Annotated in this window: 13 protein-coding genes; 5 read left to right on the top strand and 8 right to left on the bottom strand. The window is 70.0% G+C overall.

Annotation, left to right across the window (positions count from 1 at the left end):
• Positions 1 to 54 precede the first annotated feature (54 nt).
• The 5 genes from LXT21_RS03870 to LXT21_RS03890 all read left to right on the top strand — a co-directional run bounded on the left by LXT21_RS03870 (position 55) and on the right by LXT21_RS03890 (position 4,075).
• Entirely contained in the window at positions 55 to 1,029 is a 975-nt protein-coding gene (locus LXT21_RS03870; RefSeq protein WP_254036722.1) for a DUF3419 family protein, read from the top strand.
• Positions 1,026 to 1,946, top strand: coding sequence for a GNAT family N-acetyltransferase (locus LXT21_RS03875; protein ID WP_254036723.1), 921 nt, complete (start codon positions 1,026 to 1,028; stop codon positions 1,944 to 1,946). The genes LXT21_RS03870 and LXT21_RS03875 overlap by 4 nt, the downstream gene beginning before the upstream one ends.
• Complete coding sequence (locus tag LXT21_RS03880; protein ID WP_254036724.1) at positions 1,916 to 2,626, top strand: iron-containing redox enzyme family protein; 711 nt, start codon at positions 1,916 to 1,918, stop codon at positions 2,624 to 2,626. The genes LXT21_RS03875 and LXT21_RS03880 overlap by 31 nt, the downstream gene beginning before the upstream one ends.
• Positions 2,627 to 2,683: 57 nt before the next feature.
• A complete protein-coding gene (locus LXT21_RS03885) occupies positions 2,684 to 3,292 on the top strand; it encodes a 2,3-bisphosphoglycerate-dependent phosphoglycerate mutase (RefSeq protein WP_254036725.1) in 609 nt (202 codons plus the stop codon).
• 87 nt (positions 3,293 to 3,379) lie between these two features.
• Positions 3,380 to 4,075: a DUF4476 domain-containing protein gene (locus LXT21_RS03890; RefSeq protein ID WP_254036726.1), complete on the top strand. Its 696-nt coding sequence runs from the start codon at positions 3,380 to 3,382 to the stop codon at positions 4,073 to 4,075.
• 63 nt (positions 4,076 to 4,138) lie between these two features.
• On the opposite strand, the gene LXT21_RS03895 is transcribed toward LXT21_RS03890, so the two are convergent.
• The 8 genes from LXT21_RS03895 to LXT21_RS03930 form a co-directional block, all read right to left on the bottom strand.
• Positions 4,139 to 4,681 carry a peroxiredoxin family protein gene (locus LXT21_RS03895; RefSeq protein ID WP_254036727.1) on the bottom strand — a complete coding sequence of 181 codons (543 nt, stop codon included), beginning with the start codon at positions 4,679 to 4,681 and terminating at the stop codon, positions 4,139 to 4,141.
• A 102-nt stretch (positions 4,682 to 4,783) separates the two neighbouring features.
• Positions 4,784 to 6,154 (bottom strand): oxygen-independent coproporphyrinogen III oxidase, encoded by a 1,371-nt coding sequence (gene hemN, locus LXT21_RS03900; protein WP_254036728.1) that lies wholly within the window; start codon positions 6,152 to 6,154, stop codon positions 4,784 to 4,786.
• 111 nt (positions 6,155 to 6,265) lie between these two features.
• Entirely contained in the window at positions 6,266 to 7,687 is a 1,422-nt protein-coding gene (ccoG, locus tag LXT21_RS03905) for a cytochrome c oxidase accessory protein CcoG (protein ID WP_254036729.1), read from the bottom strand.
• A gap of 27 nt (positions 7,688 to 7,714) precedes the next feature.
• Positions 7,715 to 8,266 carry a cbb3-type cytochrome c oxidase N-terminal domain-containing protein gene (locus LXT21_RS03910; protein WP_254036730.1) on the bottom strand — a complete coding sequence of 184 codons (552 nt, stop codon included), beginning with the start codon at positions 8,264 to 8,266 and terminating at the stop codon, positions 7,715 to 7,717.
• Positions 8,259 to 8,438 carry a cbb3-type cytochrome oxidase subunit 3 gene (locus LXT21_RS03915; protein WP_254036731.1) on the bottom strand — a complete coding sequence of 60 codons (180 nt, stop codon included), beginning with the start codon at positions 8,436 to 8,438 and terminating at the stop codon, positions 8,259 to 8,261. The genes LXT21_RS03910 and LXT21_RS03915 overlap by 8 nt, the downstream gene beginning before the upstream one ends.
• A complete protein-coding gene (ccoN, locus tag LXT21_RS03920; RefSeq protein ID WP_254036732.1) occupies positions 8,438 to 10,804 on the bottom strand; it encodes a cytochrome-c oxidase, cbb3-type subunit I in 2,367 nt (788 codons plus the stop codon). Before ccoN ends, LXT21_RS03915 begins: the two co-directional genes overlap by 1 nt.
• A 4-nt stretch (positions 10,805 to 10,808) precedes the next feature.
• Entirely contained in the window at positions 10,809 to 11,003 is a 195-nt protein-coding gene (locus LXT21_RS03925) for a cytochrome oxidase (RefSeq protein WP_254036733.1), read from the bottom strand.
• Complete coding sequence (locus LXT21_RS03930) at positions 11,000 to 13,423, bottom strand: heavy metal translocating P-type ATPase (RefSeq protein WP_254036734.1); 2,424 nt, start codon at positions 13,421 to 13,423, stop codon at positions 11,000 to 11,002. The genes LXT21_RS03925 and LXT21_RS03930 overlap by 4 nt, the downstream gene beginning before the upstream one ends.
• Between the last annotated feature and the right edge of the window lie 19 nt (positions 13,424 to 13,442).

Below are 13,442 nucleotides of genomic sequence, written 5' to 3' on the forward strand. Positions count from 1 at the left end.
TGATGACTTACAATCCCGCTCCGAGTCGAAGCAACCCTCGCCCCCACACCGACCTTGAGCGCACCTCCTCCTCGTCTGAAGTTCGCGGTCGTCCGTGAAGACCCGGCGCTGGAGCAGGTGCTCATCGAGCACACCCGGGCACGCGCGCTCCTCACCGTCGCCTCCGGCGGCTGCACGCTCCTCACGCTGGCGCGAGACAACCCCACGCTCGAGCTGGTGGGCTTCGACTTCAACCCCAGGCAGCTCGAGCACGTGAAGGAGAAGGCGCGCTGCCTCGGCACCGCCGCGCCCCAGCACTTCAACGTGCTCTCCCACGACGCCGCGGGGCTGAATCAGCGCGGCGAGTTCGAGGGCCTGTTCCGCACGCTGCGCCTGTTCGTGGAGGAGTTCGTGGCCCCTCGCCGCGAGCTCAACACGTTCTTCGACCCCGGGGTCGCCGAGTCGGAGCGCGAAGCGCTGCGCGCGGGTTGGTTCGCTTCGCACTACTGGCCCGTCGCCTTCCAGCTCGCGTTCGCGGACCCGTTCCTGCACGCCATGTTCGGTCCCGCGGCCACCCAGCACGCCCGCCCGGGCTCCTACCCTGGTTACTTCCAGGCCCTGTTCGAGCGGGGACTCCGACGCGAGGACGCCTGCCGCAATCCGTATCTGCAACACGTGCTGCTCGGCGCCTACCGCCCCGGCGACGCGCCCGGTTATCTGCGCGCCACCGCGCCGCTCCAGGTCTCCCTCGTCCAGGGCTCGCTGCCGGATGTGCCCGACCTGGGCCGCTTCGATGTCATCTCCCTGTCCAACATCTTCGACTGGTCCGATGACTCGCTCGTCGAACAGTGGGCCACGCTGCTGTCCCAGAAGGCGCGCCCCGGCTGCGCGGTGCTGCTTCGCCAGCTCAACAACCAGCGCGACTTGAGGCGCTTCTTCCACCCCGCCTTCGCGTTCGACGACGCGCTCGGCGCGCGGCTCCAGGCCCAGGACCGCAGCCTGTTCTACGAGCGCGTCGAGGTCGGCTTCCGACGGACGTCGGGTCCATGAGCGACCTCCGCTACGTGGTGCTCCGGCCCGACACGCTCGGGCCCTACGTCGAGCGGCTGCGAGGACTCGAGCGCGGAATCGAGTACCCCATCGCCGACGGCGCCGACCACTTCTTCATCGACCACGGCCCCGACTACCACCCGTTCTTCTCGTCCATGGGAGAGGCGTACTTCCTGCTCGCCCTGCGCGGCGAGGAGCTGCTCGGCTCGGTGACGGGAATCCTGAGGCAGGTCCACCGGGGCGCCCGCGCCCTGCCCGGGTTCTACATCTGCGACCTCAAGGTGGCGCCCCACGCGCGCGGCTCGGGGCTGGCGCGCGGACTCATCCTCCGGGGGCTCACCCACCTGTTCCGCATCCCCGCCCTGCGCGGCATCCGGTTCCTCTACGGCGCCGCCATGCGAGGCGCGCGGGGCGACGTGATGCGCACCGCGCGCGGCTGGAACCCGCTGCGGATGGGCCGCCCCCAGAGCCGGCTCGCGCTCTACTTCACGCCCCCCTCGCGCCTCGCCACGTTGGAACCGGGAGACGCGCCCGGGTGTCCGCGGGGTGAGGGGCTGGTGCTCGGCCCCGCACCGTCCCGCCGGCTCGAGGGCGCGGGGTGGTGCGCCACGTCCGGGAGCAAGGACCTCCAGTTGATGTCGACGCAAGCCCCTTGGCCGCTCGTGCACCTGGCCGCGCCACCCTCCGCGTGGACCCGAGGCTGGGGGCACTACCTCCAGACCTGTGGCGAGGAGCTCACCGCGCAGAGCCCCCAGTCGCTCGCCTGCTTCGTCATCGACGAGCGCTTGGAAGACCACGTCCACTGGCTGCGAGGACAAGGGGTTTCCCCCGACGCGGTGTGCACCGTCTACTCTCTCGACCTCACCCGACTCAAAGGGTCCCCGGCATGGGTGCACCTTCCCTCCTCCGAAATCTGAACCTGCGCCACCACATCGGCGCGCTGAAGGCCGAGTGGAACGCGCGGGAGTCCTGCGCGTACCTGCGCGCGCTGCGCGACGGCACCTTCGAGCGAGGGGACTTCGTCGAGACGCAGCGGCAGTTCTTCCACGCGGTGGCGCACTTCACGCGGCCCATGGCCGTGCTCGCCAGCCGACTCCCCCGCCCCGAGCTCCGCCTGCCGCTGGTGGAGAACGTCTTCGACGAGCATGGGCGGGGCACGCTCTCCCACGGCCATGAGCACACGTTCCGCTTGCTGCTCGAGCGGCTCGGCGCCTCGCTCGACGGGCTCCACGACGAGACGTGCTGGCCGGAGGTGCGCAAGTTCAACGTCGCGCTGACGGGCATCGCCGCCTTCGAGGCCACGCACACCGGGCTGGCCGTGTTCGGCATCATCGAGGACCTGTTCAGCGGCATCTCCCTGGAGCTGGGCCAGGGCATCATCGCGCGCGGGTGGCTCCCGGCGGAGCAGGTGGTGCACTACCCCACGCACGCGACGCTCGACGAGGAGCACGCGGACGGGTTCTACCGCCAGCTCGACGCGCCCTTCGCGAGCGACGCCTCGGCCCGGCGGGACATCCAGCAGGGCCTCCTGCTCGGAGGTCACCTCTTCCTCGGCCTCTACGACGACCTCCACCGGGCCCGCCGCCGTCGGGCGTGACACAGCCCACCCTCGTCCACCCTGGCCCGGACGCCCGGGTTGGGCTAGCAGGAGGCCATGCCCCTGCTCGCGCTCGTCCGTCATGGCCAGTCCCTGTGGAACCACGAGAACCGCTTCACGGGCCTCGTGGACGTGCCCCTGACCGACAAGGGCCGCGAGGAGGCGCGCCTCGCCGCGCGCTCGCTCCAGGGGCTCACCTTCGACGTGGCCTACACGTCCGTCCTCACCCGAGCCCAGGAGACGCTGGCGCTCATCCTGGAGGCCCTGGGCCAGCGCCCTCCCATCATCCGCGACGCGGCCCTCAACGAGCGCCACTACGGCGACCTGCAGGGCCTCAACAAGGCGGACGCGGCCCAGCGCTTCGGCGAGGCCCAGGTGAAGCTGTGGCGGCGCTCCTACGACGTGCCGCCCCCCAATGGCGAGTCCCTGGAGATGACCGCCCGCCGGGTCCTGCCCTTCTACGAGCGCGCCATCAGCGGCGACCTGCGCCTGGGCAAGAACGTCCTCGTCGTCGCGCACGGCAACTCCAACCGCTCCCTGGTCATGAAGCTGGACCAGCTCACCGGCGAGCAGGTGGTGGGGCTGGAGCTGGCGACCGGCGTTCCCCTCGTCTACGAGCTGTCCCCCGAGGGAAAGGTGCTGTCCAAACGAACCCCCTCCCCCTGAGGGTAGGGGTCTTGTCGACAGGGCGGAATGAATGCGAAGAGGGACGGCTCGTCTGAGATGTTGAGTACACGAACAAGGAAGCCCCCGATGAAGGCCCTCGCGCTCGCTGTCGCCCTGCTGTCCGCCTCCACCTCCTTCGCGCAAGACGCGGCCGCCGAGAAGTTCCGTCCGCCCCCGCCGGGCCGGCCGATGCCGCAGCCCCAGCCCCAGCCCCAGCAGCCGAACTACCCGCCGCGCCACAACCCGGGGCAGAACTACCCGCCGCAGAACCCCACCGGCACGCTGGTGGTGGTGAGCCGCGAGGAGCTGGCGCAGCGGCTGGCGCGCCTGGAGAAGCTGCTCGAGGACATCGAGGACCGCGCCGACCGTGACACCCGCGCCAAGGTCCGCAAGGCGCAGGACCTGCTCGACGGCGTGGCCCGCAGTGTCGAGGAGGCCCCGCTGCTCGCCACGGTGATGCCGCGCCCGCCGCCCCCGCCGCCGGAGCCGATGGTCCGGCCGATGAGCGACACCTCCTTCCAGCGCTGGTACGACGCCATCTCGCGGGAGACCTTCACCGACGACAAGATGCGCGTCCTCCAGATGGGCCTCCAGGACAACTACCTCCTGGTCTCCCAGGTGCTGCGGCTGATGGAGCGCATGCAGTTCAACGACGACAAGATCAACGTGCTGCGCATCGTGAAGCCGCGCATCCTCGACACGGAGAACAACTACCTGCTCTTCAACGCCTTCACGTTCTCCGCCGACAAGAAGCGCGCCCAGGACATCCTGTCCGCGCGCTGAGCTGAGCGCACCGAGAGGCACCGGGGCGTCGCGGGAATCCCTCCCGCGGCGCCCTTCGTCTTTCTAGGGTCGCGTCAACAGCTCCAGCAGCGCCTTCGCCTCCGGGGAGTCCGCCTCGCCGTGCACGGCGGCGAGCACCCGCCCCTCCTCGTCCAGCGCGAAGGCATACGGCGTGGGACTGGAGGCCAGCGCCAGCTTCTTTCCCATGGCGCCGTCCTTGTCGAGCCAGGTGTCGGACCAGGAGTCCTGGGGCACCTTCTTCCGGGCCTTCTCGCGCACCGTGCCCAGGCCCACGAAGAAGGGCAGCTTGAAGGAGAGCAGCGAGGCGCGGTGCACGGAGTCGGGCACGCGCGATTCCGCGGCCTCCTCGAACCAGCGGCGCATCGCCTCGCCGCCGTCCTTGTCGGTGAGGACCACCAGCAGCGTGCGCCGGCCCCGCCACTCCTGGCTGCGGTGCGTCTGTCCCTGCAGGTCCTCCGCGGAGAACGACGGCACCACCTCACCCTTCTTCAGCGCGGCGCTCGCCAGCGTCGCCACCAGGAGCGTGGCCACCAGGCCAGAGGCCCCGAGGGCCCGTCGAACGGTCCTTCGCTCACCGCCAGCCATGCCCACCTCCCTGTCGCGCGCGAGGGCGCCAGGGTGAGGTGGTCATCCCTTGGCGCGCACGCCAGGGGAGCGGACACCCGCGGGGCCCGCCTGCCCGCCCTGCTACACCGTCCGGGAGAAGCGCGGGCGCTCGGCCCGGGCGAGCCGGGCATCGAACACCATGGCCACGTTGCGCACGAACAGGCGGCCCAGCGCGGTCAGCTCCAGCTGCGAGCCCGAGCGCACCAGCAGCCCGTCCTCCTCGAACGTCCCGAGCCGCTCCAGCTCCGGCGCGAAGTCGCGCACGCCCTGCTCGCCCAGGTCCACCCAGGCGTTGCACATCAGCTGGGTGATGACGACGCGGCGCTTGCGGTCATCCTCCGTCAACAAGAGCCCGCGCTCCGTGGCCAGCCGGCCGTGGGCGATGCGCTCGTAATAGGCGGGCAGCGGGCGGACGTTCTGCGCATACGCGCCCGCCACGTCGCTGATGCCCGTGCTGCCCAGCGCCACCACGTCCGAGGCCGCCTTCACCGTGTAGCCCTGGAAGTTGCGCCCCAGCCGACGCTCGGAGAGGGCGCGCGCCAGTTCGTCCTCGGGCACCGCGAAGTGGTCCATGCCGATGGCCTGGTAGCCCGCGCCCACGAACCCCGCGTAGGCCGCGCGGAACAGCTCCATCTTCACCTCCGCGCTCGGGAGCGCCTCGGTGGGCATCCGCTTCTGGTGCTTGAGCACGTCCGGCATGAAGGCGAAGGAGTAGACGGCCAGCCGGTCCGGCCGCATCGCCAGCACCGTCTCCAGCGTGCGCGCCCAGCGCTCCGGCTCCTGGTACGGCAGGCCGTAGATGAGGTCGAAGTTCACGCCGGTGAAGCCCAGCTCCCGCGCGTGGTCCAACAGCGCGCGCGTGCGCTCGGGCGTCTGCAGCCGGTGGGTCACCTCCTGCACGCGCGGGTCGAAGTCCTGCAGCCCCATGGACAGCCGGTTGAAGCCGAGCTGCCGGAGCAGCGACACCTGCCCCGTCGTCGTCACGGACGGGTGCACCTCGATGGCGACCTCCGCGTCCGGCAGCAACGTGAAGCGGCGCATCAGCTCCGTCCAGAGCCGCTCCAGCTGCGCCTCGGTGAGGAACGTGGGCGTGCCGCCGCCCCAGTGGATTTGCGACAGCGCGCGCCGGGGCCCCAGCTGCTCCGCCACCAGGTACAGCTCCATCACCAGGTGGTCCAGGTACCGGTCCGCCGCGCTCGAGTCCTTGCTGATGACCACGTTGCAGCCGCAGTACCAGCACAGGCTGTGGCAGAACGGCAGGTGGACATACAGCGACAGGGGCGAGGACGCGTCCTGTTCTCCGGCGACTCGCAGCCGGGCCTCCAGCGCCTCGGGTCCGAAGTCCGGCCGCCACTCCGGCGCGGTGGGATAGCTGGTGTAGCGCGGCCCGGAGACGTTGTACCGGCCCAGCAGCTCCGGCGACGGACGGGGGACTCCTGGAAGCATGTCCATGAACCACCTGCACTCCAAGGCGCGTGCCACGCCCCGCGCCCGGAGGACCTGGGGCCTCACGCAGAATCTGCGGAGGCCCCCGGGTGACGCGCACGACTTTCGCACGCCGCCTCAGCGGGGCTTGGACGGAGGCCCCAGGAAGCGCGCCTCCATCCGCTTCACCTCGCCCGACGCGGAGTCGGCCACCTCCACGATGAAGTTGAAGGGCACCTCGGTGCTGCCTTGTGGCACCAGGATGAACAGCGGCACCCGGAAGCTCTCCAGCGAGCCGAGCTGCACCTGGGACTGCGGAATCACGCCCCGCGCGGCCGGCGGCGCCTGGATGGACAGCGTGAAGGTGGTGGGCTCCGGGTTCTTGTTCACCAGGTGCAGCTCGAACTGGTTTCGCACCTGCCCCTCCTCGACGAGGTAGGGCATGCCCTGGAAGCGCAGCAGGTTCGCCTCGAACGGCACCCGGCGGGCCAGCGTCCACACCAGCCCCACCACCGAGGCGGCGAACAGGAGGCCATACAGCGCGAGCCGGGGGCGTGCGATGCGATGAGGCTCTCCAGCCAGGCCCTTGAGCGAGTCGTAGCGGATGAGCCCGCGCGGCCGGCCAATCCGGTCCATCACCTCGTCGCACGCGTCGATGCACTGCGCGCAGGCCAGACACTCCATCTGCAGGCCGTTGCGGATGTCGATGCCCGTGGGGCACGCGGTGACGCACTTGCGGCAGTCCACGCAGTCGCCCCTCGGCGGCGCGGCGTGCGCGGGCAGCACCTTCACCATCCGTCCCCGGGGCTCCCCTCGCCGCGTGTCATAGCCGACGATGAGCGAGTCCCGGTCCTGCATCGCCGACTGGAGCCGGCCATAGGGACACACCACGATGCAGAGCTGCTCGCGGAACCACGCGAAGTTGAAGTACAGCGCGCCGGTGACGGCCATGGCCCAGGTGAACGCCACCGGTGACGTGGCCGGGCCGCTGGACACCATCGACACCAGCCCGCCCGCGGACACGAAGAGGCTGAGCGCCGCGTGCGCGATGACGAGCGACACGCCCACGTAGGCCCCGTGCTTCGCTGTCGCCCGCGCCACGCGCAGCGGCGTCCACGGCGAGGTCTCCTGCTTGAGCCGCCGCTCCCGAGGGCCGTCGAAGAGCCGCTCGATGGGGCGATACAGGCCCTCCAGGAACACCGTCTGCGGACAGGCCCATCCGCACCACGCGCGGCCCAGCCACGCGGTGACGAACAGCAGACCGAATCCCAGCGCCGTGCCCAGGAAGAGCACGCGCCAGAAGTCCTGCGCGTTGTACGTGGCGCCGAAGAGGTAGAAGCGCCGCGCCGCCACGTCCAGGTGGACGGCGGGATGCCCCCCCACCTCGACGAGCGGTAGCGCCACGTAGATGGCGAGCAGCACCCCGAACATCACCCGCCGGCGCGTGATGAAGCGCCCGCTCACGTCCGAGGGGTGGATGGCCTTGCGCGAGCCATCCGCGTTGATGGACGACAACTGGTCGATGCGCGGGGGGCCGTCTCGCTGAGGTGCTGTCGCCATGACGTGGGTTCCTGGGGGGCGCGAGGACTACGGCGTCTCCGGCTCGCCCTGCGGGGCCTTTCCTCCCGCCGCGTTCGTGCCCTTGAGCGTCAACAGGTATGCGGTGACGGCCTTGACGCGCTCGGCGCCCAGCGTGCGCTCCCACGCGGGCATGCCCTTGGCCACGGCGCCCTCGGACACCACCTTGTGGATGGCCATGGGTGAGCTGCCATGCAGCCAGAAGCCGTCCGTGAGGTTGGGGCCGATGAGCCCCTGCCCCTGCGCGCCGTGACACGCGGCGCAGTTGGCCTGGAACACGCCCTTGCCGTTCTCCAGCGACGTCGGGTCCTTCACCAGCGACAGGAGCAGCTCATCGGATGCGGGCGTGTTGCTCGCCATGCGCTGGGCATGCTCCGCGGACTCGGCGGCGTACTCGCCCAGCTGTCCCGGGCTCACCTCCGCGATGTGGTACCAGAACCAGTAGCCCGCGCCGAAGACGAGCGTGGTCCACAGGATGGCCAGCCACCAGTTGGGCAGCTGGTTGTCGTGCTCCTCGATGCCGTCATAGACGTGCAGCACCGGCGACTTGTCGTCACTCATGGCCGCCCTCCCCGCGCTCCGACAACGGCATCTGCGACAGCGCGTCGAAGTCCTGGCTGCGGCGCGCCACGAAGACCCAGGCGCACACGCCCAGGAAGACGGCGATGAACAGGACGAGCGCGAAGAGCGGCAGCTCTTCCAGCGTCATCCCCTGATAGAATTGCTTGTACATCAGCGGCTCCCTTCCTGAACGTCCGCCGCCGACGCGGTGGGCGCGCCATCCGCCGGCGCGGGCACGTCCTGCGGTCCACGACCCAGGCGCTGGAGGTAGGCCACCAGGGCCACCATCTCCGAGTCCCACGCCACCTGGACACCCTGCGTCGCCAGGTCCGCGGCGATGGCCTCACCCTGCGCCTTCTGCCGCGCCTCGGCCGCGTCCACCTCCGCGTTGGTGTACGGCACGCCCAGCTTCTGCATCAGCGTCAGCTTCTTGGGCGCGTCCTTCACCTTGATGGTGTTCTCCGCGAGCCACGGATAGGGCGGCATGTTCGAGCCGGGGCTCGTCGCGCGCGGGTCCATCAGGTGCGTGTAGTGCCAGAGGTTCGGGTAGCGGCCACCCACGCGGTGCAAGTCGGGCCCCGTGCGCTTGCTGCCCCACTGGAACGGGTGGTCGTAGATGAACTCCTCCGCGCGCGACACGTCGCCGTAGCGCTGCGTCTCCGCCACGAAGGGGCGAATCATCTGCGAGTGGCACGTGTAGCAACCCTCGCGGACGTAGAGGTCACGCCCCTGCAGCTCCAGCGGCGAGTACGGCTTCTGCGACTCGCCATGCGAGGGCACCGCCTGCTGGATGAGGATGGTGGGCAGCAGCTCCGCCACGCCGCCGATGAGGATGGCGATCAACGTGAGCACGGTGAAGGCCAGCGGACGCCCCTCGATGAGCGCGAACCAGGACGGACGGCCCGCCTCGCGGTCCTTGCGGGTGACAATCCAGGCCAGCTCGCCCAGCACGATGATGCCGCCCATCAACACCAGCGCGCGCACCGGCTTCGCCCAGCCCAGGAACATCGTCACCGTGAGGATGGCGATGGCGAAGATGAGCGGACGGCCCGTGATGACCTGCACCCAGGCCGGCCGCGTGGAGACGGGCGCGGGGGTGACGGGGTGGTGCGAATCCTCGCCCACCACGACGGTGGTCTCTCCGTCCACGGCCTTGCCCGAGCGGGCCGTCTTCCAGAGGTTCCACGCCATCATGCAGAAGCCCACCAGGTACATGGAGCCGCCGGCGAAGCGGACGATGTACATGGGCCGGATGGCCAGCAGCGTCTCCACGAAGTTCGGGTACATCAGCGTGCCGTCCGGGTTGGTGGCGCGCCACATGAGGCCCTGGCTGATGCCGCTGACCCACATCGACACGATGTAGAGGAGGATGCCCACCGTCGCGAGCCAGAAGTGCGCGTCCGCCGAGCGCGTCGAGTGCAGCTTCGTGCCGTACAGCCTGGGCACCAGCCAGTAGAACATGCCGGCCGCCATGAAGCCGTTCCACCCGAGCGCGCCGCCGTGCACGTGGCCGACAATCCAGTCCGTGTAGTGGCCCAGCGCGCTCACCGACTTGATGGAGAGCAGCGGCCCCTCGAAGGTCGCCATGCCGTAGAACGTCACGGCCGCGATGAAGAACTTCAGGACGGGGTCATCGCGCAGCTTGTACCAGGCGCCCTTGAGCGTCAGCAGGCCGTTGAGCATGCCGCCCCACGACGGCGCCCAGAGCATGACACTGAAGACCATGCCCAACGACTGCGCCCAGTCCGGCAGCGCGGTGTAGAGCAGGTGGTGCGGGCCGGCCCAGATGTAGATGAAGACCAGGGCCCAGAAGTGGATGATGGACAGCCGGTACGAGTACACCGGCCGCTCCGCCGCCTTGGGCAGGAAGTAATACATGATGCCCAGGATGGGCGTGGTCAGGAAGAAGGCGACGGCGTTGTGGCCGTACCACCACTGCACCAGCGCGTCCTGCACGCCGGAGAAGACCGAGTAGCTCTTGAAGCCATCCAGGGGCAGCGCCAGGCTGTTGACGATGTGCAGCACCGCCACGGTGATGATGGTGGCGATGTAGAACCAGATGGCGACGTAGAGGTTCTTCTCGTTGCGCTTCGCCAGCGTCCAGAAGAAGTTGATGGCGAACACCACCCAGATGAGGGTGATGCCGATGTCGATGGGCCACTCCAGCTCCGCGTACTCCTTGGAGGTGCTGATGCCCAATGGCAGCGTTATCGCCGCCGCGACGATGATGAGCTGCCAGCCCCAGAAGTGGATGTTGGAGAGCAGGTCCGACGCCATGCGCGCCTTCAACAGGCGCTGCGTGGAGTAGTAGACGCCGGCGAACATCATGTTGCCCACGAACGCGAAGATGACCGCGTTGGTGTGCAGGGGACGCAGGCGGGAGTACGTCAGGTAGGGGATGCCCAGGTTGGCCTGCCACCACGCGAGCTGGCTGGCCACCAGCGCTCCCACCGCCATGCCCACGATGCCGAAGATGACCGCCGCGATGATGAAGCGGCGGACCGTGGTGTCGTCGTAGACGATTCGCTGTTGTTGCACGGATTCACTCCTGGGAAGCCGAAGGCGAGGTCCGCTCGTCGGACGGCCGCGCGGGGCGGGCGCTGTCCTCCTCGAGCGGGAAGAGCGCGAGCCGGTCCGCCTGCTCGTGGTCGCGGTGGCGCATGCTGTAGATGAACAGCAGCACCGAGCTGGCCACGAGCATCAGGCTCACGAAGACCTGGAGCACGAGCACGTTCATGCGGGTACCTCCGTGGGGCGAGGGAGGCCACCCGCGTCGCGCCGGGGTGCACGGGGCGCGGACAGGCTCCACACGGTGAACAGGACGGTGGCGAGGCTGGTGGCGGGCATCGCCACCGCGGCGCGCAGGGGCGTCATCCAGCCCACCAGGCACACGGCGACGGCCACCACGTTGTAGCCGATGGCCAGCATGAGCAGCCGGCGCACCACCTGGTGCAGCTCGCGCGACAGGCGCAGCGCCTCACGCAGGGACGCGAGGCCCTCACCCACCAGGAAGAAGTCGCTCTTGCCCGGCATCACCGGACGGTCGATGGCGGGCGTTCCCGCGCACAGGGCCCGCTCGAAGGCGAGGCTGTCGTTGACGCCGTCGCCCAGGTACAGCGAGTCCGTCGAGCCCAGCCGCGACACCGTGCAGGCCTTGTCCTCCGGACGCAGCCCGCCGAGCGCCTGCGCTTCAGGGACTCCGAGCGAGCCCGCGAGTTCTCGCACCCGTGCGGGGGCGTCGCCCGAGATGAGCCACACCGCGTGGCCCTCGGCCTGAAGCGCGGAGACCTCGCGACGGGCATCGGGGCGCAGCGCCTCGCGCAGGGGGAAGGCGGCGACGGGGGTGTTGTCGCGGAAGAGCACCGTGCCGCGTGCGCCCTCGGCACTCGCGCGGCCCACATGCCAGTCCGCGCGGCCCAACCGCCACGACACACCTTCGCGCACCCACTCGAGCCCCTGTCCCGGATGCTCGGTGACACGGGCATCCGGAACGAAGCGGGCGCCCGTGCGCGACAGCGCCTCCGCCAGACACCGGCTCACGGGGTGATTGCTGCGCGAGGCCAGGTTGAAGGCCACATCCCGCGCCTCATCGTCGAGCGACTCCACCACGCTCCGGTCCGCCAGCTCCATCCGACCGAGCGTCAGCGTCCCCGTCTTGTCGAACAGCACCTGACGCACACGCGGCAACCGGTCCAACAGGTCCGTGGAGCGGATGAAGAAGCCTTCTCGGCGCAGGCGCGCCTGCACCAGCTCGTACGCCAGCGGCGTGGCGATGCCGATGGCACACGGGCACGTCACCACCAGCAGCGCCACCGCCACCTCGAGCGCCTTGTCCGGCCCCGACGGCCACCACAACACCAGCCCCAACGCCGACACGGCCAGCACCGTCACCACCCAGCGCCGCGACACCGACTCCCAGAAGCGCGTGTGCCCCGCACTCCGCCCCGCGCCTTCCGGAGGGCGCCGCAACAGCGCCACCAGCGGCGAGTCCTGGAACGACTGCGTCGCCAGCGCCCGCACCGCCTCGCGCCCCGCGTTGAACGCGCCCGCGGGCAGCGGCTGCCCCGCGAGCACCTCGCGCTCGTCGGGCTCACCCGTCATCCAATCCGTGGAGACCCGCGCGCGAGCATCCAGCAACTCCGCGTCCACCGGCACCAGGTCACCCGGCGCGATGACGAGCAGGTCCCGCTCCGCCACCTGCGACACCCGCACGGTGACGAGCTGGTCCCCCTCCTGTCGACGGACGAAGAGCCCCTCGGCCCCGTCGTCCTCGAGCAGGAAGCGGCGGTTGCGCTCCAGCACCCGCTGCTGGAGCCAGCGCCCCACCAGCATCAACGTCACGAAGGTGTTGAGCGTGTCGAAGTACGCCAGGTCGCCGCGCCCGCCGCGCGCCTGCACCAGCGACGTGCCGAACACCAACAGGATGCCCAAGGCAATCGGCAGGTCCAGGTGCGGCACCCCGCGACGCAGCCCCTGCCACGCCGAGCGGAAGAAGGGCCAGCCTCCCACGAGCACCACCACCGAGGACAGCCACAGGCTCAGCCACGTGAAGAGCCCGAAGACCTCGCCGTCCTCGGGTGCGAGCCCCACGTAGAAGCTCACCGAGAACAACATCACGTTCATCGTCAGCGCGACGCAGATGCCCAGTCGAATGGGGAGGTCCAGGCTCGTCGGCGCCGGCCGCTTGCGACTGGGCCCGAACAGATAGCCGAAGCCCTCCACCGCGCGCAGGAAGCCCGCCACATCGAAGGCACCGTGCCGCCACTGCATCCGCGCCTTGCCCAGCGCCGGGTCCACCGTGAAGCCCGCGCCTCCGGGCTGCCGACGGAACAACTCGTTCATCAACCACACGCAGGCCGCGCAGTGGATGCCCTGCACGTCCAGCTCGAGCGAGCACAGCGCGCCCGACACCGACTCCGCCTTCGTCACCAGCGGCTCCAACCACGACAGCCCCCGCCCTCGCGCGGGCTCCGCCGCAGGCGACGTCTTCCCACCGGTGAGTTGGTAGTAGCGGGTCAGCCCCTGCGACACCAACAGGCCATGGACCACCTCACAGCCCGCGCAGCAGAACTCGCGCGTGCTGGCGCCCTCCGGAACGCGGCTGCCGCAGTGGAGGCAGAGGGCCTCGTCGGGCCGGGTTTGCGCGGGATCAGCCATGCAGGCTGTCACCTTGCGA

Origin of the sequence: Myxococcus guangdongensis, assembly GCF_024198255.1 — a bacterium.
Taxonomy (GTDB): domain Bacteria; phylum Myxococcota; class Myxococcia; order Myxococcales; family Myxococcaceae; genus Myxococcus; species Myxococcus guangdongensis.